At 35.7% G+C, this 24,614-nt stretch carries 18 protein-coding genes; 16 read left to right on the top strand and 2 right to left on the bottom strand.

Annotated elements, in window-relative coordinates:
* Positions 1–51: 51 nt before the first annotated feature.
* Positions 52–2,517 (bottom strand): O-antigen ligase family protein, encoded by a 2,466-nt coding sequence (locus BLS15_RS23730; protein ID WP_254777402.1) that lies wholly within the window; start codon positions 2,515–2,517, stop codon positions 52–54.
* Between the two features lie 451 nt (positions 2,518–2,968).
* Positions 2,969–3,955, bottom strand: a complete 987-nt coding sequence (gene galE / locus BLS15_RS23725; RefSeq protein WP_090514108.1) for a UDP-glucose 4-epimerase GalE — start codon at positions 3,953–3,955, stop codon at positions 2,969–2,971.
* A 107-nt stretch (positions 3,956–4,062) separates the two neighbouring features.
* Between galE and galU the strand changes: the two genes are divergently transcribed.
* The 16 genes from galU to BLS15_RS23645 all read left to right on the top strand — a co-directional run bounded on the left by galU (position 4,063) and on the right by BLS15_RS23645 (position 24,193).
* Positions 4,063–4,935: a UTP--glucose-1-phosphate uridylyltransferase GalU gene (gene galU / locus BLS15_RS23720; RefSeq protein ID WP_090514104.1), complete on the top strand. Its 873-nt coding sequence runs from the start codon at positions 4,063–4,065 to the stop codon at positions 4,933–4,935.
* A 950-nt stretch (positions 4,936–5,885) separates the two neighbouring features.
* Complete coding sequence (locus BLS15_RS23715) at positions 5,886–6,674, top strand: ABC transporter permease (RefSeq protein WP_217635873.1); 789 nt, start codon at positions 5,886–5,888, stop codon at positions 6,672–6,674.
* A gap of 11 nt (positions 6,675–6,685) precedes the next feature.
* Positions 6,686–7,990 (top strand): ABC transporter ATP-binding protein, encoded by a 1,305-nt coding sequence (locus BLS15_RS23710; protein WP_090514101.1) that lies wholly within the window; start codon positions 6,686–6,688, stop codon positions 7,988–7,990.
* A 10-nt stretch (positions 7,991–8,000) separates the two neighbouring features.
* Positions 8,001–9,536: an asparagine synthase (glutamine-hydrolyzing) gene (gene asnB, locus BLS15_RS23705; RefSeq protein WP_090514098.1), complete on the top strand. Its 1,536-nt coding sequence runs from the start codon at positions 8,001–8,003 to the stop codon at positions 9,534–9,536.
* On the top strand, positions 9,533–9,952 hold the full coding sequence (locus tag BLS15_RS23700) for an FAD synthase family protein (RefSeq protein ID WP_090514095.1): 420 nt from the start codon (positions 9,533–9,535) through the stop codon (positions 9,950–9,952). Before asnB ends, BLS15_RS23700 begins: the two co-directional genes overlap by 4 nt.
* A gap of 29 nt (positions 9,953–9,981) precedes the next feature.
* Positions 9,982–13,893: a glycosyltransferase gene (locus BLS15_RS23695; protein ID WP_254777398.1), complete on the top strand. Its 3,912-nt coding sequence runs from the start codon at positions 9,982–9,984 to the stop codon at positions 13,891–13,893.
* Positions 13,894–14,019: 126 nt separating this feature from the next.
* Positions 14,020–15,450 carry a glycan biosynthesis hexose transferase WsfD gene (locus BLS15_RS23690; protein WP_090514092.1) on the top strand — a complete coding sequence of 477 codons (1,431 nt, stop codon included), beginning with the start codon at positions 14,020–14,022 and terminating at the stop codon, positions 15,448–15,450.
* A 48-nt stretch (positions 15,451–15,498) separates the two neighbouring features.
* Positions 15,499–16,593 carry a glycosyltransferase family protein gene (locus BLS15_RS23685; RefSeq protein WP_090514089.1) on the top strand — a complete coding sequence of 365 codons (1,095 nt, stop codon included), beginning with the start codon at positions 15,499–15,501 and terminating at the stop codon, positions 16,591–16,593.
* A gap of 45 nt (positions 16,594–16,638) precedes the next feature.
* The gene (locus BLS15_RS23680) at positions 16,639–17,382 is read left to right on the top strand and encodes a sugar phosphate nucleotidyltransferase (protein WP_090514086.1); all 744 of its coding nucleotides are present in this window, start codon (positions 16,639–16,641) and stop codon (positions 17,380–17,382) included.
* Positions 17,383–17,395: 13 nt separating this feature from the next.
* Positions 17,396–17,947, top strand: coding sequence for a dTDP-4-dehydrorhamnose 3,5-epimerase (rfbC, locus tag BLS15_RS23675; RefSeq protein WP_090514084.1), 552 nt, complete (start codon positions 17,396–17,398; stop codon positions 17,945–17,947).
* 12 nt (positions 17,948–17,959) lie between these two features.
* Complete coding sequence (rfbB, locus tag BLS15_RS23670) at positions 17,960–18,985, top strand: dTDP-glucose 4,6-dehydratase (protein WP_090514080.1); 1,026 nt, start codon at positions 17,960–17,962, stop codon at positions 18,983–18,985.
* Positions 18,982–19,842: a dTDP-4-dehydrorhamnose reductase gene (gene rfbD, locus BLS15_RS23665; RefSeq protein WP_090514077.1), complete on the top strand. Its 861-nt coding sequence runs from the start codon at positions 18,982–18,984 to the stop codon at positions 19,840–19,842. The genes rfbB and rfbD overlap by 4 nt, the downstream gene beginning before the upstream one ends.
* Positions 19,843–19,845: 3 nt before the next feature.
* Entirely contained in the window at positions 19,846–20,790 is a 945-nt protein-coding gene (locus tag BLS15_RS23660; protein WP_090514074.1) for a glycosyltransferase family 2 protein, read from the top strand.
* A complete protein-coding gene (locus BLS15_RS23655; protein ID WP_090514070.1) occupies positions 20,787–21,686 on the top strand; it encodes a glycosyltransferase family 2 protein in 900 nt (299 codons plus the stop codon). Before BLS15_RS23660 ends, BLS15_RS23655 begins: the two co-directional genes overlap by 4 nt.
* Before the next feature lie 86 nt (positions 21,687–21,772).
* Positions 21,773–23,179 carry an undecaprenyl-phosphate glucose phosphotransferase gene (locus tag BLS15_RS23650; protein WP_090514067.1) on the top strand — a complete coding sequence of 469 codons (1,407 nt, stop codon included), beginning with the start codon at positions 21,773–21,775 and terminating at the stop codon, positions 23,177–23,179.
* 21 nt (positions 23,180–23,200) lie between these two features.
* Positions 23,201–24,193: a glycosyltransferase family 2 protein gene (locus BLS15_RS23645; RefSeq protein ID WP_175460827.1), complete on the top strand. Its 993-nt coding sequence runs from the start codon at positions 23,201–23,203 to the stop codon at positions 24,191–24,193.
* The last annotated feature ends 421 nt before the right edge of the window (positions 24,194–24,614 follow it).

Genomic DNA, 24,614 nt, shown 5'->3' with positions numbered 1-24,614 from the left:
CGTCCCGCCATTGGAACGTTCCTTTTTGTTGTATCCATTCGTTTATTCAGCTTAAAATTTCATTTCCACGATTTGATCAATCTGCTCTTTTTGGTCTGAACCTAGTGCAACAAGTTTGTTATACCAATTCTGATCCACTTGCCCCTGTTTGATCGTTGCAGCTACGTACCAACGTGCGAGCTCACGATTGTCCTCAGGGGTATTCTCAGGGTTTTTCGAGTCAGTTAAGTCCTCGTGCAAGTATGGCTTCATCGTTTCAGCCGCCTTAGCAGGATCCCCCTTCATTACATATGCGCGTCCTGCATTCATAGCCATACTAGAAGTAACGTAAAATGGATTACCTTGAAGCTGTCCTTCCGGCAATGTCTTCAAGTGCTCCACGCCTGCTTTGACATGCTCAAACGCGGCGATGACCTCGTTCAAATACCCTTCTTTTTGGTCTGGTGCTGTTGATATAGCTTTATACCCCTCGCGTAAAGCCTTATCCATATATTCACCGTACCATTTCATGTCCCAAGGGAAGTTGGATGAGTTTTGAGAATATACGGTATAGACTTGTTCGTCCAGCCCCTTTATGTTATAGAGCTTGATTAGCTGCAATAGCAGCGATTTATTATGAGGGTTATCCCCCAGTGCATTTTTCAACACCTTTTCCGCTTCTGCGAAGAACTGCTCATCTTTTTGTTGTTCATATACTGACATGTATAGATTCGCTTCGAAAGCTGCGTATTCCGGGTGAGTAGAGCGAATGCTCTTTGCTTTTCTTAACTGATCCATCGTCTTGTTAAAATCCTGAGTTGCAAGGACGATTTGTTTTGCACTTGCAAACGAGCTAGATGCTTGAACAAAGAGAATGGAAGTAATGAAAAGGCCGATACCAACTACTCCTAGAATACTTGTCAATGCAATCTGGTATGTTTTTTGCGTACGTTTCTCGATTGGTTTTGACTTAATGGAAGCAGTCATCCCCCCAAGAGATATGAAAACAAGTATACCAATGTACACATAACTCATGTTAAAGTCCATTGCACTATGAATAAGAATACTCGTTGAAAGTATGAAGTACAAAAAATAACTATCACGTTCTTGATCATTGGCGTTTATATACGAACGGATGTAGTTCCAATAAATATAGATAAGAAAAGCCATAAGAACGAGCATTCCAATGATCCCGGTTTCAACGAGATACTGCATATAAAAACTATGTGCCTGTTGAACGTCGTAAGGGTTATTTTCATACTTCGCATAAAGTGCAGCCCAAGCGCCACCACCAGCCCCGATGAGAGGATAATCCGCTACGAGCTTCATGGAGTCTTTATAAAAAGTAATCCGCTCGAGAACACTATGTTGTTGGAAGTTAATAGTTTCCAACCGTGTTGTAATGTTCTCAGGAAGCATATTTTTAACATTCGTTCCTATAAGAATAAACAACAGAAGACCTGCCAAAACTGCTCCGCCGACAGGTATTAGGAAACTTCCCCATCGTTTATTAGAAACTGCAGTTGTTTTTTGTTCTAACCACGGCGAAATCCAGCGTTCAAGTACATAAGAGATTGCTGCAGAGAGTAAAGAGCCTACTATGATATAGGACCAGCCCTTCAAGGAATCAGATACGGAAAAATCTTTCTGAACCCGTAAGCCGATCTCAGTAACGGGATTCAAAATAAGAACTGTAATTACTCCGCTGATAACTAAATGCAAAAACCACATCAATTGACGATATGGCTTTAAAAAAACTAGAACAACGATAAACGCAACGGGGAGGAGAAGTAATCCACCACGAGATAGAGTTAAAAAGATTGACAACATAATGGGTACAATCATAAATGCATGGATAGATTTCCTCCACCATTTTTGAGACTTGCTAATAAAGAATAACGCTCCCAATAGAAATGCCATTAAAAAACCAGCATATGTATTTGCATATTGGAAGACAGATGCAAGCCGCTCGCCATTAGAGTCACTCATAACTGCATTCAAGTATGCTCCAGATGGCGTTGTTGAAATCCCCAGCCACTTGATAAGTGATGTCACACCAGGTCCATTTCCTAACCAATGAAACAACCCAAAAAAGACGACGATATAAGAAATGATCATGATAGCTAGATTTAATGTTCGATTTACGACACCATCTTGCGCTATAATGGAAGAAGCGACAAAAAATATGCCATACATAAGCATGATAATTAGCATGTTAACTGCCAAATAATTTGATGCTGCTGCAATCATAGATAACGCGAAGCTGGCAGGTAATAAGAATACGAAAAGAGATAACATGTCTTTGCGGCTAGACCAATTAAATTGCTTCCAACCAACAGCGATAGCTATCATAGCTATAATAGCGGAAATCAGTGCTGCTACATATATTGGTTGATCGAAATCTGCCATTTGTCCGTTAAATAGTGCAACTTTGAATGAGGACCATAGTAAAAATAAAATAATGACTCCAAGCAGCAGCCAAGGCCCTTTAGAACCTTCGCTGTTTTTTGATTTGGAGCCGGTATATCCATAAGTCATCAATTTTTTTATGCTCCTTTACATTAAATATTCATTGTTAATTCTAGCACAAAATACTATTAACGAGCTAATTTCATTTTCGACACATTATAACAGAGTATAAATTATGAAGTGTTTTCGTTCATTATTGTAAATTTGACTATTGATTGCTTCATGTAAAATTCATCAGAAAGACTGGAACAACTGAAAACGACTAAATGATTTCCGAACGTGTGATGATTTTTGGTCATTTTAAGTTAGACAATTGTAAAGAATAATGAATCTTCAACCACTGTACTCGACCATTTGCTCAATCGTTATGACTCATGCAAAAGCGGTCAAAAATAGCTGAGTTGGTAAACGGCCTACAAATCATTTTTGAATGAACTTATTAAACTCTTGACTGACCTAACTGTCCATTACAAAAAAGAAAGCAGAGCCTACAGGCTCTACTTGTATGTAGAATTGTTATTTATCTTTCATAGCCATTGGGATTTGCAGAATGCCACTTCCAGGCTGAATGAATAATTTCTTCGATGTTTGTCCATTTAGGTTCCCATTGTAATATCTCTCTGGATTTTTGTGCGTTAGCCACCAAGACAGCAGGATCACCTGCTCGACGTTCTTCCATTTTCGCTGGAATCGGGTGTCCAGTCACTGCTCTAGCCGCATTAATCATTTCTAGAACTGAATAACCGTTACCATTTCCTAAATTGAATACGGCACTTTCTCCACCGGATTTTAGGTAGTGAATTGATTTTATGTGGGCATCGGCTAAATCACTTACATGAATGTAATCGCGTATACAAGTACCATCAGCCGTATCATAATCATTTCCGAATACTGAAATGTAATCACGTTTTCCTAATGGAACTTGTAATATTAATGGGATTAAGTGTGTTTCAGGCTGATGATCCTCGCCAATTATCCCATTTTCGTGTGCACCGGCAGCATTAAAGTAACGAAGTGCTACATATTTTAACCCATGAGCAATGTCGAACCATTTCATCATAGATTCCATGGCTAACTTTGTTTCGCCGTATGCATTTGTCGGTTTTGTTGCTTCGCTTTCTGTAATCGGAATGATTTCTGGATTGCCGTATGTTGCAGCAGTGGAGGAAAATACGATTTTAGTAACCCCATGTTGAACCATTATCTCTAGCAGGCATAACGTTCCATATATGTTGTTATCATAGTATTTTCCAGGTTTCTGCATGCTCTCTCCCACAAGTGAACTTGCAGCGAAATGAACAACGGCTTCAATATTATAATTTCTAAATACTTGGCTGAGTGCTTCTTTGTCACGTATATCGCACTGAACCAATTCAACGTTCTTTACTGCATTTTGATGCCCGGTAGACAGATTATCAACGACTATGACTTGCTCCTCTTGTTCCAGCAGTGCTTGTACGGTATGAGAGCCAATGTAACCTGCTCCGCCAGTGACGAGTATGCTCATGTTATTCTCCTTTAAATTACTATAGTTTTATAAAAGTCTCATGTATACTAGTATAGTATGATTATTAGGAAACGGTATAGAGTTATGATATTAATTGGAGGAACAAAATGAAAATTAGAAAAGCGATTATTCCAGCTGCAGGTTTGGGAACACGATTTCTACCGGCAACGAAAGCGATGCCGAAAGAGATGCTTCCTATAGTTGATAAACCAACTATTCAATATATCGTTGAGGAAGCTGTAGACTCAGGCATTGAAGATATTATTATAGTAACAGGTAAGGGGAAGAGGGCAATTGAAGACCATTTTGATAACTATTTTGAACTTGAACATAATCTGTTAGAAAAAGATAAACTAGCATTGCTTGAAGAAGTCAGAAAATCTTCTGAAATGGCGAACATTCATTACATACGTCAAAGAGAACCGCGTGGCTTGGGGCATGCGATCTGGTGTGCCCGGAAATTTGTAGGTAATGAACCTTTTGCTGTCTTACTTGGCGATGATATTGTTCAAGCTGAAAAACCTTGTCTAAAACAGATGCTAGAGGTTTATGAGCAATATGAGTCCTCTGTGGTTGGTGTCCAGCCCGTTCCTTGGGAAGAGGTTTCTCGATATGGAGTTATCGCGGGTAACAAAATAAGTGAAAGAATCATGAAGGCAGAACGTCTTGTTGAAAAACCTGCTAAAGAAGTGGCTCCTTCTAATTGGGCGATAATGGGTCGTTATATACTAACTCCTCGTATTTTCGATTTATTAGAGCAGCAAGAGGTTGGGGTAAATGGAGAAATTCAACTTACAGATGCTATTGCGAAATTAGGAACATTAGAAGACATTATGGCGTATCATTTCGAAGGACAACGGCATGATGTGGGGGAAAAGCTTGGTTTTATAGAAACAACACTAAATTATGCGCTTCAGCGTCCGGAATTAAAAGTAGATTTATTGAAATTCATGAAAGAGGCCATAACAAAATATGAATAGTTGTACTCTTATAAAAAAACTGACCCACATAAGGGTCGGTTTTTTATATTTATTTTATGTCGCATTCCTCATTGAAATTTGAACAATTTGCTCTTTTCTGAACTGGGCCTATTGAAACATCTTGATTTCAGGGCCTTGTAGAATCGTTGTAGCTACTTACCAGCGTGGAAGCTCTTGGTTGTTCGGGTTAACGTCTTTCGTTACATAAGTAGTTTCTTTGGGGTTTCAAAACGAACAATGATGCCTGAACAAAGAAAATGAAAGTCACAAGAAACTCAGCATATACTCGTAAATTGGAACATTCATCATTAGAACTGCTCAGAAAGGCTGCATGCAAGCGTTACTTTTGTTAGTTGGCACTTGTTGTAGCTACGGAACCATTTCCTAACCGATGGAATAACAAAAAAGACGACAATGCAAGAAATGATCATGATGGCTAGATTTAATGTTCGATTTAAGACACCGTCTTGCGTTATAATAGATAAAGCGACAAAAAACCTTGTTTAAGCGTGATAAACAGCATGTTTTGCTAAGTACTGGGATGCAGTTATTTCCATAGACAGTGCAAGGCTGCTGGGCGGCAGGAATATTAGCTAAGCATAGCCTAGTTGTATTCGGATCATGCGATTTATGTTTCCAATCATCTGTTATGTTTAGCTACGTTTTGATAGCTGAGAGCAATGGTTACATATATTGGCTACTCGAAGTCTGATGTTTTCTGCTAAACAATGCAACTTTAAATGTGGAACAAAGTAAAATAAGGGTATAACTAAAAATAGAGTATCTAAGTCACCTTGGAATTATCAGAATTTTTAGTGGTTTTGGAGATGGTATACCCATAATGTAGACAACTTTTGCGTCTTTACTATAGTAATTTGTAAATATTTCATCATACACATTTAACCAAAATTTATTGATCATCAAATTTTTTTTAGGAAGTGAAACTTCAAGTGAACTATATTTCATATGTATTTAAAAACTATAAATTAATACTGGAGTTATCTAGGAAAGATATAAAATCAAAATATCTAGGTTCTTTTATGGGGGTTCTTTGGGCATTTGTCCATCCACTAATTTCAATTCTCGTATATTGGACAGTTTTCCAAGTTGGTTTTAAGACAGTACCTGTAGACAACATTCCGTTTGTTCTTTGGCTATTGTCTGGAATGGTTCCCTGGTTATTTATTTCAGAAAGCTGGGCAAACGCTACAAACTCGATCACGGAGAACAGTTTTTTAGTTAAAAAAATAGTGTTCCGAGTTAGCGTTCTGCCAGTAATAAAAATTATTTCGTCTTTATTTGTCCATCTGTTTTTTATATTAATTCTATTTCTAATGTTTGCTTTATATGGTTGGTACCCAAACATATATAATATCCAATTGGTTTATTATCTAATTTGTTCAATGGCACTTTCTTTAGCTCTTTCTTTGATCTCTTCTACGCTTATTGTGTTTATTAAAGACGTTGGTCAAATAGTAGCTGTAATGCTGCAACTTTTATTTTGGTTGACGCCTATATTCTGGAATCTAAATATTGTCGAAAAAGAATACCAAATATTTTTTAAAGTTAATCCTATATTCTATATTGTTGAGGGCTATAGAGATACTTTTATAAATGACAAGTGGTTCTGGCATCATCCATGGCAAACTTTGTATTTTTGGTCTTTTGTGACATTCAGTTCACTTTTGGGGATCTTTTTATATAAAAAAATGCGTTCTCACTTTGCTGACGTGCTTTAAAGGAGAAGACAATGGGGAAATCAGTGTTAGAAGTCAAGAGTGTAACTAAGATCTATAAAATCTATGATAATCCTTCACATCGTATTAAAGAGGCGTTTAATCTAACAAAAAAGAAGTATCATAAAGAATTTAGGGCTGTAGACAATGTCTCTTTCAGCGTTAATAAGGGACAAATAGTTGGGATTTTGGGCAAAAATGGTTCTGGAAAATCTACTTTATTAAAGATGGTGACTGGAGTGATAACTCCTACAGAAGGAGAAATTATTCGAAATGGGAAAATCGCGGCTCTATTGGAACTAGGGGCAGGATTTAATCCAAATTTAACTGGTATAGAAAATATTTACTTGAATGGTACTTTGATGGGGTATAATAAGGGAGAGATGGATGACAAGATTAACGACATCATTTCTTTCGCGGATATCGGGGAATTTATTCATCAGCCTGTCAAAATGTACTCAAGCGGTATGTTTGCTCGTTTAGCTTTTTCTGTAGCCATCAATGTGGAACCAGAGATTCTTATTGTTGATGAGGCGCTGTCGGTTGGGGACATCTATTTTCAGGCGAAATGCGTAACTAAAATGAAAGAATTATCTAAAACTTGTACAATTCTATTCGTATCGCATTCGATGGATACAATAAAAAGCTTTTGTGATTCGGCTATTTTGCTAAACGAGGGTAAGATGATTCAGTATGGTTCCGTCAAAAAAGTAGTCCAGACCTATGAAAATATGATGAATCAAGAAATTGCTGACATGAAGAGTGTACAATCACTCGATAAGTTTGTTAAGGGTGGCATTTCTGATCAAAATAACACTTCATTATTATATCAGGAAGATATTAATTTTACTAAAATGGCTAATGAGTTTCGTTCGGGAACTGGTGAAGCACGGTTCATTCGAGCTGATTTACTTGTCAACGGAAAAAAAACAAACACATTGTCTTTTGGGGATAAAGTAACTTTACGGTTAGTAGCGCAATACTATATGGATGTTGATACAGAAGGAACAATTGGATATATGATTCGTAATCACAATGGTGTCGATATATTTGGAATGAATATCTATAATAAAGCAAGACTTTTACCACCAATGAGGAAAAATGGGATATTAGAAGTGAAATTCCAATTTGTGAATTTATTATCTGAGAGCGGAAAATATACAATATCCATTGGTTTGAAACCCAAGCCTTTTGAGCCTTTATATTTTGACAGCATAAGTATTGCGGCTGTTTTTGAAGTAAGGAAAATTGAGAATAATTATGTTCCAGGATTAATCTTTGTAGATAATGAAATTGAAAGTCAAGTAATAAATATATAAGAGGGATATCATGTGCGGCATATTATTTGCAAAAAGTAATCGGATTACCAAAAACGAATTTATAAGCTCGCTGAACATTATTAAGCATAGGGGTCCGGATGCCCCCCTTTGCTTTTTTCAGCACAATGATTTCATGCTAGGTCACAATCGTCTGAGTATTATGGATCTAGATTTACGGGCGAACCAGCCCTTTTTCTCGGATGATCAAAGATATGTGATGATATATAATGGCGAAGTTTATAATTATAGGGAATTAGCCATTCAGTATATGATCGAAATGAAAACGAGTTCAGATACTGAGCTAATACTAAAATTATATTTAAAAATAGGTTCTTCAATGTTAAACAAGCTAAATGGCATGTTTAGTTTAATTATTTTGGATACTTTAACGAATGAGTATTTTATTGCTAGAGATAGGTTGGGAATTAAACCGTTATACTATGTGCAACAAAATAGTGAATTAATCATCAGCTCAGAAGTTGCTCCGTTACTTAACTTTACTTCAGCAAATCTAGATGAAACAGCAATACGTCAATATAAAAAAATGAGAAATTTTTTTAATAACCGAACAATGTATAAGAACATTCGCGAATTCCCACCTGCCCACTTCAGTTGTAACGGAAAAGTATCTAGGTATTGGTCGAATAATTACAGTGAAAAGGCTCCTCCAACTGACGAGGAATTAAAATATTTAATTGAATCGGCAGTTAATTACCGAAAAATTTCAGATGTTAGTGTAGGCAGTTATTTAAGTGGAGGACTTGATAGCACCATAGTTACTGCATTGGCAAATGTAAATCATACATGGACTATCGGGTTTGAAAATGAAAATGAATTCAAATGGTCAAAGCTCGCTGCAGATAAATTCGGAACAGAACATCATTGTATATCGATAAATAGGGAAGAATTTTTGGAGACTGCGAGGAAGTTGATTACTGAAAGAAAAGAACTTTTAACTGTGCCTAATGAAGTACTTATATATTTCATGACACTCCAAGCAAAATCAGAGAATACGGTAATATTAAGTGGAGAAGGCGCAGATGAGTTATTTTTCGGATATGATCGAATTTTTAAGTGGGCGGCTTCAACCACTCATTGGGATATAAAAGGATTTAATGACTTATATTCATATGGCTCTCATGATGATATTGAAATCATTGAGGATGCAATTAATCCCTACTTGGTATACCAGGAACCGATATCCATAGTCGCATCATTTTTTCAAGAAGCTCATTTAAGAGGTCTACTTCGTAGATTGGATAATTCTACAATGATGTGTTCCGTAGAGGCAAGATCGCCATTTTTAGACTTTAGACTGATAGAAAGACTCTCAGGTGTTTCTATTGAGTATAAAATGGAAAATCGAGTCGTAAAGGCTCCTTTAAAAAGAGTGTTTAGGGATTTATTGCCTGTAGAAGTAATAGAAAGAAAAAAAGTTGGCTTTCCAGTACCTCTTACCGATATATTTGCTGGACAAAAAACACACAGTGTCTCGTACGACAGCTGGTTTGATTTCAATTTGGCTGTGTTGGAGGGGAACTTATGATTATTGGTTATACTTCTGGGGTATATGATCTTTTCCATATAGGTCATTTAAACCTGCTGAAAAATGCAAGCGCATTATGCGATAGATTGGTTGTTGGTGTCTCAACAGATGATTTAGTGTCATACAAGCATAAAAAGTCTGTAATTCCTTTTAATGAGAGGATGGAAATAGTTAGGAGTATTAAATATGTCGATGCCGTAATACCGCAAGAAACATTAGATAAGATGGAAGTATGGAGGAAAATAAAGTTTGATGTGATGTTTGTAGGCGATGATTGGTATGAAAATAACAGGTGGAAAGAGTACGAGCAACAATTTCAAGAGGTGGGCGTGAAAATAATATATTTTCCTTATACCAAAGGAACCTCGTCCACTTTATTAAACGAGACATTAATAAAATTAAGGAATGACTTGTAATAATAATATAAAGAAGAGGGATAATTATCGTGCGTGAAATAAATAATGAGCCGATAGCCTTTGTCATTCATAATACAGTATTATATGAAACCATTAAGCCAGTTTTAATAGAACTTGAAAGACTGAATATTGGCTATGATCTATTTATTCCAGAAATATATGAAGACAAGTGGCGTGATATGGCTGCAGATACTTATGAATTTTTAAAAAGTATTCATCAGAAAGTAGAATTAATAAACGATAAACCGCTAAAAAAATACACGATAGCTTTTTATCCATATCTACCATATTATATTGAAGTTGACTCCGTATATACTATTCGATACCAGTATGGCATGGCTAAGCCTAATTGGAATTTCGGTGCCTGGAGTTTGCGGTTCGATTATATCTTATGTAACTCTACTTATGATTATTCAGTTCTTCGTACTTATGCAGCATGTGAAATAACTGGGCTATTGAAGTTTGCGAACTTTCAGAAAATAAAAAGTGATAGAGATAATGGCAAACCTAATTTACTATATTTACCCACTTATGGTGTAGAGTCTTCTATTGAACAAGTAATTAGTGAATTAGAACAATTAAAAAACGAATTTAATATTACGATTAAGCTTCATCACGGAACAACCTATTTAGAGCAAGAAAGGGTTGAACTTATCAAGGGGATATTCCCGGAAGTTCTCGACCATAGAGACTCGCTAGTAGATTTGATTGCGCGAACTGATGTGATTTTATCAGACGGATCCGGAGCCATTTTTGATGCTTTATATACGGATACGCCTATTGTTATATTTCCGCAAAACGAAACTGATTCATTTGAGGGGTTACTACCTCTTGAAGGAGAGTTGGTAAGAAAAAATATTGTACCAGTTGTGAAAGAAAAAGGACAATTAAGAGAAAAATTATTCACTGCATTATTTGATGAGACAATCATCAAGAAAAGGAGAGAATTCGCAAGCGATCTATTTCCTGTTAATGGGGAAATGACAATTCACAAAATTATAAATATTATTCATGATTTATTGAATCATAATATAGATGAAAAGTATATAGCAGGACATAATCATTTAGTAAAAGATTTTTTGACCAAGGAGCGTAAAATATCTGAATTAAATCAGAAATATGATGATCTTAATATAGATTATGAAAGAATTAAGGATGAAATTAATAGGGTGGGTAGTGAAAATACTGAATTAAAATCAATCCAGGATGAATTCAAAACTAGATATAATTCATTGTATTCTGAATTTCAAGATAAGGAAATAGAGTTGCTGACATCAAAACTTCAGCTATCTGAAACAGAAAAAAAGCTGATTGATGCTAACAAAAGGGAATTTGAGTTAGAAAATCAATTAGAAGTTCAATTAAGAACTCAAGAAAATGAATTAAGAACTCTAGAAAATCAATTAAAAACTTCCGAAACAAGTGAAGAGAATTTGAAGCAATTGGTTAATGATAAAGATTTGATAAATCAGACGTTAAGGAAAGAACTAGAAAATATTTATTTATCTAAAAGATGGAGAGTGGCTAATCAATTGAAGGGTTTACTTTATAAGTCAAAGCTCATTTATATTCATAAAGGATACTCAACATGGAAACAGTATGGGTTTAAGGTGTTTTTCAAAAAATCAAAATTAAAAATCTCGAAATACTTAAATAAAATGAAGAATAATGAAAAGGTTGAGGATAGAAGCATTAAAACCTCAAATACTATACAGGAAGAAATGATGAACTGGTATGAATATAAGTTCTTTCGATTTAAAGAAAAGTTTAACGAAACGTACCAATTCAGTCTTAACGATATTAATTTTTCTTTTGAAAAAGATTTAGTTTCTGTTGTACTACCAGTCTATAACGGTGAAGAATATTTATCCTCTGCTATTGAGAGTATATTACAACAAACATATAAGCATTTTGAAATTATTATTATTAACGACGGTTCAACTGACAACACATCAAATATTTTAAATCAATATGAGCAAAGAGACAGTAGAATCAAGGTAATTCACCAACAAAATAGTAAAATACCTAAAACTCTTTCTAGGGGCTTTAGAATGGCTAAAGGTGAATTTTATACCTGGACAAGTGCTGATAACATAATGCATAAAACGTTCATAGAAAATATGGTAAACGAGATAAAGAAAGATGAAAATTTGGGTATGGTCTATGCCAATATGAATCTTATTGATTCGCAAGGAAAGATTATAAGCGGGCACGGTTGGTATGAAATCCCCGAAGGGAGTGGGGTTGTTTCCTTACCTACTACTACTCTCGAACTTAATATTTACCCTAATAATACTATAGGCGCGGCGTTTATGTATAGAGCTAAAGCGGCGCATGTACTGGGTGACTACTCTAGTTTCAAACACACCCTAGAGGATTATGATTATTGGATGAGGATGAATTCCTTATTTAACTTGTGTCATACTTCATTTCATGAACCGATTTATGATTACCGATGGCATGATAAATCGTTAACTGCGCAGGATTCTGAACTGGGGATTACTTCAAATCGATATAAGCTAATGGTGCTTGACGATTATAGAAGAGATTATTACCTCTCACCTATAGTATGGATTATTGATGGGGACGGCGATTTAGAATTCATAAAAAAGAAATTTAGGGAAAAAGGGGACACATTACTTGAACTCGAGGATTTAGGTAAATTAACGAGTGACAATTTAGCTATTCCAATTTGTTATTTATATATATCTGAGAATGAAAGCGTGACTCATGGATTTCCTGATCATTTGCCAAGCGAAGTTCATAAAGTGATTTGTGTTAATAAAAATGAACTATTAAAAAATACAGCATTAGATTGGGATTTATTCTGTTCGACTGACAAGAAAATTTATGATGGAGTATTTAATAGTAAGAAAGTGTTTCAGGTGACCGATTCTGAATCACTATATAGCCTCATTAGTTTAAAATTGAAAAATGATCAATTATATCGTATTGAAGAAAAGATTGAAACAAAGAGGGAATATTCAAAAAAGGTATCAGTTGTTATTTGTACCTATAAGAGATCAGAAAAGTTAGCAAACGCATTAGCTTCAGTAGTGAATCAAAGCTTCTTGAAAAATGACTATGAGATAATAATAGTCAATAATGATATATACAATAATGAAATATTACAATTGGTTCAAGAATATAAGGAGAAATTTAATCTAACGGAGGACTTTATTCGATATCATGTTGCTCCTTTAAAGGGTCTTTCATTCGCACGCAATGTAGGGATGTTCTCTGCCAGAGGGGAAATTATTTTATACATTGATGATGATGCCCTTGCAGACGATAATCTTATCGAAGAGACATACAATTGCTTTAGTTCCGATTCCAAGCTAGGTGTAGTTGGAGGTAACATCATTCTTAATTTGCCTGATCCTGTGCCGGGTATTGTAAGACCAGGTACGGAAGCATATTGGAGCCAGTTAATTATTAGTGATAATGAAATGAAATATTCAAATTATCAATGGGAGTTCCCATACGGAGCAAATTATGCTGTTAGGAAAGATTCATTGCTTCGGATAGGTGGTTTTAGAACGTCATATGGACGTAAAGGAAATGATTATGCTGGCGGAGAGGAAATTGTAGTCTCATTTATGATGAAAGAAATTGGATACAAAGTTGCATTGAATCCAAAAATGAAAGTAATTCATGATGTAGATCATTCAAGATATACAATTGAACATGTTCAAAAAACTATGTTAAGTAGTTTGATTACCAACTATCAGCTACAAGTAGATTTGTATGCCCCTATGGAATCTAATCTTGATTATGATATTGAGCATTTAAATATTTTAAAAGAGGAATATTCTAAAACTAACAAGGATAAAATTACAGAAGAAAGTTCTATTGATTTGGTTTATAAAAAATCAAATATCGAGGCTTATGAAAAACTTATTGAAATTAAACGTAATGATTTAAAAAAACGTGAAAGATAATTTCAAAGTTTACAAAACACCTCCTTAAGGGGGTGTTTTGTATGTTTAATTTATTTAAAAGGAATTTTAAATCTTTAAGGGAATCATTGAGTTACCTAAGAAGTAAAAGGAAACAGGGGGGTAAAAATGCGAATTTTGAAGGGTAAAATCAAACTAGAAATGATATTTATAGCTATAATCTTAATTGTAATAACAATAATCTTATTTAATGGGAAAATTGCAGGGATTGCTGACAATGGTGATTTTAATAGAGTTTTAAGACCTACTCATATGTGGTATGAGCAAGATAAAACTTATGATGATTTATATTTTAAATATGTAAACCATAAATATGATATTTTAAATCCTTTGCCGACTATTGATAACAATTACTTAAACACTCATGTTCTAACCGTACTTTTAGCTAAAACTATCAATGTTATTGTATATTCCAGTGATAAATTTGATATTCGATTCTTATCGTTTATCTATATAGTGTTACTTTTACTAGGTATGTTTATACTTATGAAAAACTTAAAAACCAAAAATGTTTGGATTAACATAATTATCTTTACACTTTTGACACTGATTATTGCTGATAGTTCAAATATTCTTTATTTTAATAGTTTATATGCCGAACCTAATGCATATGTATTTTTCATTTTATCTCTTTCATTTTTATCATCAATTTTAAAAAAGAAGGAGCCGAAATTACTTGACGGAATTTTATTTTTTATCAGTACAACATTATTTTTAGGATCAAAAATACAATATGCTCCTTTAGCTATTTTGTTTTTACCTCTATTTCTATATCTTTTTAAATTCTATAATACAAAAAGAAGTCGCATCATATTAACTATTTGTTTTACTTTAATGATTGGTATAAATAGTATCCTGTTTTTTATACAACCCAAATATTTAAATGAAGTTACTACATATAATTCTGTATTTAGCGGAATTTTGAAAAATGAAGAAACTGCTGGAGATTTTCTTCATGATTTGGGCCTAGATCAAAAGTATAAAGCATTAGCTGGTACCAATGGCTTCCAAAGTGATTACCCAATTGATATAAACTCAGAAGAATTCAGAAGGGATTTTTATGATAAAATTGGAAAAAAGGACATTGTATTATTTTATTTGAGGCATCCTGATTTGTTAATGACACGTATGTTTTCAACTGGAGAAGTCACGTTTATCAATAAGCCCGAACATTTAGGGAATCGGACGAAATCCTTTAGTCAAGACGCCGTCGCCGTAGAATTCTTTTCAGGGTACTATGCATTTAAAAAAATTATGATCCCCAAAAGATTTGTGTTTGTTTTAACTTTCTTTTTCCTTTATCTATTTGTAGCTACTTACAAATATTTAAAAAATAGTAAAATACAAAATAGGATTGCTTGTTTGTATATTGCAACTTTAATTATTTTTTGTGGCATACAGTACGTACTTCCGACTATCGGAGATGGTGGACTTGATACTGCTAAGCAGCTCTATATGTTTAATGTCGTGTTTGACTTTTTAGTTTTTATTATTATGTATAGAGTTATTCTTTCATGGGGTACCTTTAAAAATAAATAAAGTATATATTCCTATATCTTTATAATTACAAAATGTGGAGTGGAACAAATGTCTAATCGAATGGCATACTTAATGCATGTGGATTGGAACTGGATTAAGCAACGTCCGCATTTTATGGCCGAAGAATTGACTAGGTACTTTGATGTAGATTTGTTATATATTAAAAAGATAACTAGTAAAAACTTGGTTAATAATAGTTTGTCTGCACAATTTAATAATATTGAAACAATTATAAAAATGCCCTTGTCTGCCCGGAGTAAGTTATTAAATAACATCGAGAAAGTAATAAACTCTAATGTTGTAAGTGAAATATATAGAAGGGAATATGATGTAATATGGATTACATCCCCAATAATGCTTCAATTTATTGATTTAAATAAATTTCATTTTTCCCAAGTTATTGTATATGACTGTATGGATGATGTTATTTCATTCCCTCAGAATAAAGCTGTAATAAATTATGTGTATAATCTAGAAAAACAACTTCTTGCACGGGCAGACGTTGTATTTACGTCATCATTTAATTTGTCAAAAAAAATGGAGGAAAGGGGTGCTGAGCAAGATATTCATATTATAAATAACGCGATGGATTTAAAAACATTCTCAAATAAAATGTTAATAACTAAAGCTAATGATCCAGAAAGCTTTTTTAGTATTGTTTATTTTGGGACAATTGGAAGTTGGATCGATTTCGATGTTGTTGTAAAAATAGCAAATTATTTTAGTGACATCGAGTTTTTATTTTACGGACCAAAGGAAGTTGAAGTACCTTTACATCCCAGAATCCAATATAAAGGAGTTGTTAAGCATGAGGACTTACTCGAAATAAGTTATAAGGCTAACGCCTTTATAATGCCATTTGTTGTTAACGATCTTATTTTGTCAGTTGACCCGGTTAAAATTTATGAGTATATTGCCCTTGGAAAGCCTACAATTGTTGTAGAGTATCCTGAAACACTAAAGTTTAGTGATTTTATATATTTATATTCAACTAGTGATGATTTGATTGACATTATTACTAAAATAAAGAACTGTTCAGATCCTAGAAAGTCAGAAGAAGAAATTGCACAATTTATCAGTAACAATAGTTGGGGAAAAAGAATATTAGAAGTACAGTCAATTCTAAATAACCATATAAAATGAACTATATAATGTTATTGCTGATATTGTGAATAGGAGGAACTTTTAATGAAAGGTATTATTTTAGCGGGCGGGACGGGATCTCGCCTTTTTCCTTTAACTAAAGTCACCAATAAACACCTATTGCCTGTTGGTAAATATCCAATGATATATTATTCGATATATAAGTTAAAAACAGCAGATATAAATGACATTCTTATTGTAACGGGCAGAGATCATATGGGGGAAGTAGTAAACCTCCTAGGAAGCGGAAGTGAGATGGGGGTTTCCTTTACATACAAAGTACAAGACGAGGCAGGTGGAATTGCGCAAGCACTTGGATTGGCTGAACAATTCGTAGGTAATGACCAAATGGTAGTTATATTAGGTGATAATGTATTTGAAGATGACATTTCCATTTATGTGGAGAATTTCAGAGATCAAAAGCGGGGAGCAAAAATTCTTCTTCAAGAAGTACATGATCCAAATCGTTATGGCGTGGCAGAACTGCAAGGAGAACACATTGTTTCTATTGAGGAAAAACCACAAAAACCAAAAAGCAACTATGCAGTAACTGGTATCTATATGTTTGATCATACTGTGTTTAATATTATTAAGACTTTAAAGCCTTCCGGTCGTGGAGAACTTGAAATTACAGACGTGAATAATGTATATATAAAACAAAATGGGCTGACATTCGATGTCCTTCAAGGCTGGTGGACTGATGCAGGTACGCATGTATCGCTAGCAAGAGCGAATGAGCTTGCAAAAGACATTAGACTTGGCGAAGAGTTTGGTAAACTGAAGCTGTAAGGAGTGGAAATGTATGAACGTAAAAGCTTTACCCCTTAAAGATGCATATATTATCGAACCGGTGATTCATGGAGATCACCGGGGTTTTTTTATGGAAAGCTATAGTAAAAAAACATTAAACGAACTAGGGATAGATTTCAATTTTATCCAAGACAATCAATCATTATCTGTAGAAACAGGCGTAATTCGAGGATTGCATTTTCAGCTTGAACCAAAGGCACAAACGAAGTTAGTTAGAGTGATATCTGGCGCCATATATGATGTTATAGTCGATATTCGAAAAAGTTCATCAACCTTTGGACAGTGGGTTGGAGTAATCCTTACTAAACATAATCACCGGCAACTATTGGTACCTAAGGGGTTTGCGCATGGGTTTTGTACGCTAAACCCTAATACACAGGTGTTATATAAAGTAGATGAATATTATTCGCCAGAGCATGATCGGGGAATTAGATGGGATGATCCATCCTTAGGCATTGATTGGCCAACATCTAAGCCAATATTGTCGGATAAGGATAGGTTACTTCCCGTTCTTGAAGAAGCAGAAATTAATAATTTTGAATAGGAGATAAGTCTTATGAGGTTACTCGTAACTGGCGGTGCAGGATTTATCGGAAGCAACTTCGTCATCTACATGCTAAAAAAGTATCCTGATTATCAAATTGTAAACGTAGATGTATTAACATATGCCGGTAATCTTGAAAACTTAAAAGACATTCATAGTAATTTGAACTATCGCTTTGTAAAAGCGGATATTACAGATGCTCAATCAATGGAGTGTATATTTAAAGAAGGCGTTGATGTTGTCGTCAATTTTGCAGCAGAATCTCATGTGGACCGTAGTATTTTAGAACCTGATATCTTTATTAAAACGAATGTACTTGGTACGCAAGTATTGCTCGATGCATCTAAAAAGCATGGTGTCTCAAAATTTGTTCAAGTGTCAACAGATGAAGTTTATGGTTCGCTAGGAGAAACGGGGTTATTTGCAGAAACGACTCCACTTGCGCCCAATAGTCCTTATTCCGCTAGTAAAGCTGGAGGTGACTTGCTCGTTCGGGCATACCATGAAACATATGGCCTTGCTGTAAATATCACGCGTTGTTCGAATAACTATGGACCGTATCAATTTCCGGAAAAGCTTATTCCATTGATGATTGTAAATGCCTTGAATAGTAAAAAACTCCCTGTTTATGGGGATGGTCTAAATATTAGAGATTGGCTGTACGTTGAGGATCATTGTAGTGCTATCGATTTAGTAATTCATGAAGGGCGAAGTGGAGAGGTTTACAACATTGGCGGTAGTAATGAGCATTCGAACATTCATATAGTAAGGACGATATTGGAGCGACTTGGAAAGTCGGATTCATTAATCCAATTCGTCGAAGATCGACTTGGACATGACCGTCGATATGGTATTGATGCTAGCAAGATCATGAGCGAGCTCGGGTGGAGACCCAAACATACTTTCGGAACTGGAATTAACGAAACGATTGAATGGTACTTAAATAACCGAATATGGTGGGAAAGAATACATTCTGGAGCATATCAAGAATATTATGAGCAACAATATGCAAAACGGCTGGGGTATAAGATGAAATGAAAATACTAATAACAGGTGCCAATGGGCAATTGGGTACGGACGTATTACGTCTTTTTTCTAATAAGGGACATGAGGTAGTCGGTTTAAACAGAACCCAATTGGATATTACGGATGGGAAATCGTGCAGTGATACCATTACAGAACTTCAACCAGATGCAATCTTACACTGTGCGGCATATACAGCAGTAGATAATGCAGAAACAGATATAGATAACGCTTATTTGGTTAACGCAATCGGAACCAGAAACATTGCTGCCGCTGCTGAACGGGTAAAGGCAAAAATATGTTACATTAGTACGGACTACGTGTTTGACGGAACCAACTCAAGTCCTTATTATGAATATGACAATACAAACCCGTTAACTGTATACGGAAAATCAAAGCGGGCAGGGGAGCATTTAGTACAGTCCCTCTGCTCTCGATGGTTCATCGTAAGAACATCCTGGGTATTTGGAGTAGCGGGTACTAACTTTGTCAAGACGATGCTCAAACTGGGAAAAGAGCGCGATTGCCTACAGGTCGTTAATGATCAGTGGGGATCACCAACGTATACGTGGGATCTCGCCTCATTTTTAGAAGAGCTTGTATTATCTGAAAAGTATGGCATTTATCATGCCTCAAACACTGGAATATGTACATGGTATGAATTTGCTCAGGCGATTTTCGAATTGTCCGATATTCCTGTTATAGTAGAACCATGTACTACAGAGCAATTTCAACGTCCGGCGGTAAGGCCGCGATACTCAGCAATGGAGTCTATGGCTATTCGAGTAAATGGCTTCGATCCATTGAGAAGTTGGCGGGAGGCACTAGAAGAGTATATTAACAAATATAAGTTTAGAATTGGGGATGAATAATCTATGGGGGAGCGAGGAGGGAAAATTCAAGTTCTGCTTTCAACCTATAACGGGGAAAAATATTTAGCGGAACAACTTAATAGCCTATTGGAGCAAACCCATCCGAATCTTTTTATCACGATACGAGACGACGGCTCATCTGACAATACGGTAGCAATAATCCAAGAATATGTAGCTGAGTTCCCAGAAAAAATCGAGGCTTATTACGAAGAAAACATTGGAGTTATCGCGAGCTTTTTTAACCTACTATCGCGCCATACTCATAGTGATTCAGAGTACGTATGTTTTTGTGATCAAGATGATGTCTGGATGGCGGAAAAGTTGGAAAGGGCCATATATTTGTTGAACGAGCGGGCCGGTCAGATTCCAATGATGTACGTATGCCCAACTCAAATGGTTACTGAAACGATGGCGCCGCTTAATATTTGGCCCCCAACCCCACAGCGGGGAGTGTCATTCTTAAATGCTTTGGTAGAGAATATCGCAGTTGGAGCGACTACAGTGTTAAATTGCTTGGCTGTTAATATACTACAACAGAATCTACCGAACACGAAACGTATTGTAATGCATGACTGGTGGGCATATTTGGTCGTTTCTGCATATGGCCAAGTGATTTATGATGATAAGCCGTATATCTATTATCGTCAGCATCAAAACAATGTTATCGGTGGACAGCAAGGTTTCTATGATAAGTGGGTAAAAAAATGGAGGAGCTATAAAAAACATAGAACTCAAAAAATACTGTGGAATCAAGCAAAAGAATTTGAACGGTGCTGGGGAGATGATTTGCCTCTGGAATTCCAATCGGAACTAGAAGAATTTCTTCTTACGAATCGTGGAATAGTGAGGAGAGCGAGTTATGCATTGAACACACGGCTATACCGTCAATCCAGACTGGATAATTTCGTTTTTCGATTTATGATGATTAAGGGAGACATATTGAAATGAACGATTTATCTGTCATTATCGTTAATTATAACACGAAGCAACTAACCCTTAATTGCTTGGCATCGGTATATCAGTCAATTACAAACTATCAAATCGAGGTTATTTTGATCGACAATGCTTCGCATGATAATTCGGTTCAAGCTATTGCCGACAGGTATCCTCAAGTAAGAATAATTTCCAATACGAATAATCTCGGCTTTTCCAAAGCAAACAATCAAGGTATGCGAATTGCTGAGGGACGATATGTCCTTCTCTTAAATTCAGATACTGTGATTGAACCTGATACACTTAATGTCATGATTGGTTTTATGGACGACCATCCTAACGTAGGGGCGTCCGGCTGTAAAGTCGTGCTGCCAGATGGTTCTCTGGACAAAGCGTGTCGTCGGGGGTTTCCTACTCCTTCTGCTACGTTTTTTTACGTATCTCGATTATCTAAGCTGTTTCCAACGAGTCCGCGTATAAATGCTTATCATAGAGAGGATTTGAATCCAGATGAAGAGTATCCAATCGATTGCCTTATAGGTGCATTTATGATGGTAAGGCGTGGGGCTATTGAACAGGTTGGAATGTTAGACGAAAATTTCTTTATGTATGGTGAAGATGTTGACTGGTGCTACCGTATTAAGCAAGCAGGATGGGTAAATTATTACTATCCAAAGACGCAAATTATTCATTATAAACGCGCCAGTAGTCGTAATAAACCATTTAAGATTACGTATGAATTTCATAGATCCTTCTTTGTTCTGTACAATAAGCATTTTTGTAACAAGTACCCTTTCTGGATAAATGGGCTTATGTATGCGGGAATGGGGTTAAAAATGTCTGTGGCACTTCTACTTAACGCTTTAGCGAAAGGGATGACAGCAATTCGACAGAACACGAAAAGTAATTAACAATCATACCCTCTCATCTTAACTTAAACGTTCATTTCTAGTATAATGGATGTGCCACTACATCCTTGGAAAAAGAGGTTTACACAATGATTCGCAAAAATCAAAAGTTTTTGTCGAAGATTTATATGATTTTTGATGTGATTACGATGATGTTGTCGTTTGGCATTGCGTGGATATTGAAATTTATGAGCAACTGGCTTGATAATGATACCCCGTTGCCATTCTCTACATATGTCGGTTGGGGGGCAGTCTATGCAGGAGTAGTTCTTGTCGTAGGAGCCATGTCCTCTTTGTATCATTTTCATCGAAAAAAGAGATTCGCCGACCAGTTGATACGTATCATTCAGACACATATTATAAGCATGTTCATCTTGCTGGGATTGTTGTTTTTCTTTAAACAGATCCATATTTCTCGGGAGTTTTTAGCGATATTTGTGACGGCGTCAACTCTATGTACGATATTTTATCGATACTCGGTTAAAGTTATGCTACGTTCGATAAGACAAAAGGGCTATAATAAACAATTCATTCTTATTCTTGGTGCCGGTACGCTTGGCAAACGGTTCTATGAAAACCTTCGAAGTTATCCAGAACTAGGTTATGAAGTCATTGGATTTCTTGATGATAACGCTGAATGGAAAACTTTGGAGTCGAAAAGATTTAAACCGATTTTAGGTGCATTGAGTGATTTGGAACAAATATTAGGTGATCGTCTTATTGATGAGGTCATTCTGGCACTACCACTTGATGCACATCATAAGTTTCCTAATATTATAAATAGTTGTGAAAAAGCAGGTGTCCGTACACTCATCATTCCGGACTTTTTCGACTACTTGCCATCACGGCCTTATTTCGATAACTTTGCAGGAATGCCGATGATTAACGTACGTGATATTCCACTCGATGTGCTGCGTAACCGGGTTTTCAAGAGAGCTTTCGATATTGCGTTTTCACTCATTGCAATAATATTAACATTTCCCGTTATGCTGTTTATTGTAATCGGCATAAAACTGACATCTCCTGGGTCAGTCATTTTTAAACAGGAGCGCGTAGGGCTCAACCGGCGAAACTTTATGATGTATAAGTTCCGCTCCATGAAGCTAAGTTCAGAAAAAACATCAGATACGGTATGGACAACCGAAAATGACCCACGTCGTACGAAATTTGGTAGCTTCCTTCGAAAGACGAGTTTGGATGAACTACCGCAATTTTTCAATGTGCTTTTCGGTCATATGAGTATTGTTGGTCCTAGACCGGAACGACCGTTTTTCGTAGAACAGTTTAAGGAAGAAATTCCGAAGTACATGGTTAAACATCATGTTCGTCCTGGAATTACAGGCTGGGCACAAAGTAACGGTCTACGTGGTGATACATCTATAGAAGAACGGATTCGTTACGACATATTCTATATTGAAAATTGGTCCTTATTATTTGATATTAAAATTATATGGAAGACGATCTGGAATGGGTTTATAAATAAAAATGCATATTAAAACATGAATCTAGGGAGAGCCATGGAATTTAAACTTTCAATTGTAGTCCCAATGTACAATGAGGAAGAAAATATTCAGTATTTTTATTCCAAGATTACCAATGTACTTGAATCAAATAATTATCAATATGAAATAGTATGTGTAAATGATGGGAGTAAGGATCAAACTCTTTCTCGTATTTCAGCAATTGCTACAAAAGATAAACGCATAAAAGTTGTTGACCTGTCTAGAAATTTTGGGAAAGAAATCGCGATGACGGCGGGACTTAGATACTCAACAGGGGATGCTGTTATACCAATTGATGCTGATCTTCAGGATCCTCCGGAGTTGATCCCCCAACTTATTGAAAAATGGCAAGAAGGTTATGATGTTGTATACGCAACTCGTGCTAGAAGGGAAGGTGAGACTTTTGTTAAAAAGGCTACTGCCCACCTTTTCTATCGATTTATTCAAAAAATAACACGAATAAATATTCCTGCAGACACAGGGGATTTCCGTTTGATGTCCCGGCAAGTTGTAGATGCACTTAATCAGTTGCCGGAACAACATCGTTTTATGAAGGGGCTATTCAGCTGGGTAGGGTTTAAACAAACAAGTATCATTTATCAACGGGAACCTAGATTTGCCGGAAAAACTAGTTTTAACTACTGGAAGCTATGGAATTTTGCAATTGAGGGAATAACATCATTTAGTTTCGCACCGTTGCAAATTGCAATGTATTTAGGCTTCGCTATATCAATTCTGGCATTAATTTATGCAGGCTTTATGATCGTATCTACTTTAGTTGGAGGTAATCCAGTTCCAGGCTACCCCTCACTAATGGTGGCGATATTATTTTTTGGTGGAGTTCAGTTAATAACTCTTGGCGTTATTGGGGAATATATTGGTCGTATCTATAATGAAACCAAAAGGAGACCGCTCTATCTTGTGCGTGAGGTCATTAATCTTAGTAATAAGAAAATAGATTTACATAGCGGTCACAGTGAGGTCGCAATTACTAGAGAATCAGAATAAAAAAGTATCCAGATTACAAAATGTATATTTTGAGTTTAAACTTAGACACAAACTCCCCACACTGTGAATATATTTCACATTTGGGGAGTTGTTTTATGCCTTACTTTCATGAAGAAGATGATGAACAACTTGAAGTAGGACGAGGCTGGATTATTTCCTTTATAACAGGAGTCATCCTCTGGTGTGTCCTTTTGGGGGTCTTATATATTTTGATAAAATGAACGATTGCTATATTTCTGATGCTACATCAATTCCCTCGTGACATTTCCCTTACCTTTCATTACAATAAGAACATACATTCTATTCGCTCTTATTTCTCAGCCTCATATATGGCACCCATTTCCCTCCACCCCTAGGCATATTTCTGGTACACTACAATATAGAACTTTTAAATTAAGGTCGCTCATCGTACCACTTACAT

Origin of the sequence: Paenibacillus sp. cl6col (assembly GCF_900102125.1) — a bacterium.
Classification (GTDB): Bacteria; Bacillota; Bacilli; order Paenibacillales; family Paenibacillaceae; genus Paenibacillus_B; species Paenibacillus_B suaedae.
The sequence above is the reverse complement of the archived record's forward strand: the minus strand, read 5'-3'. Positions and strand labels throughout refer to the sequence as shown.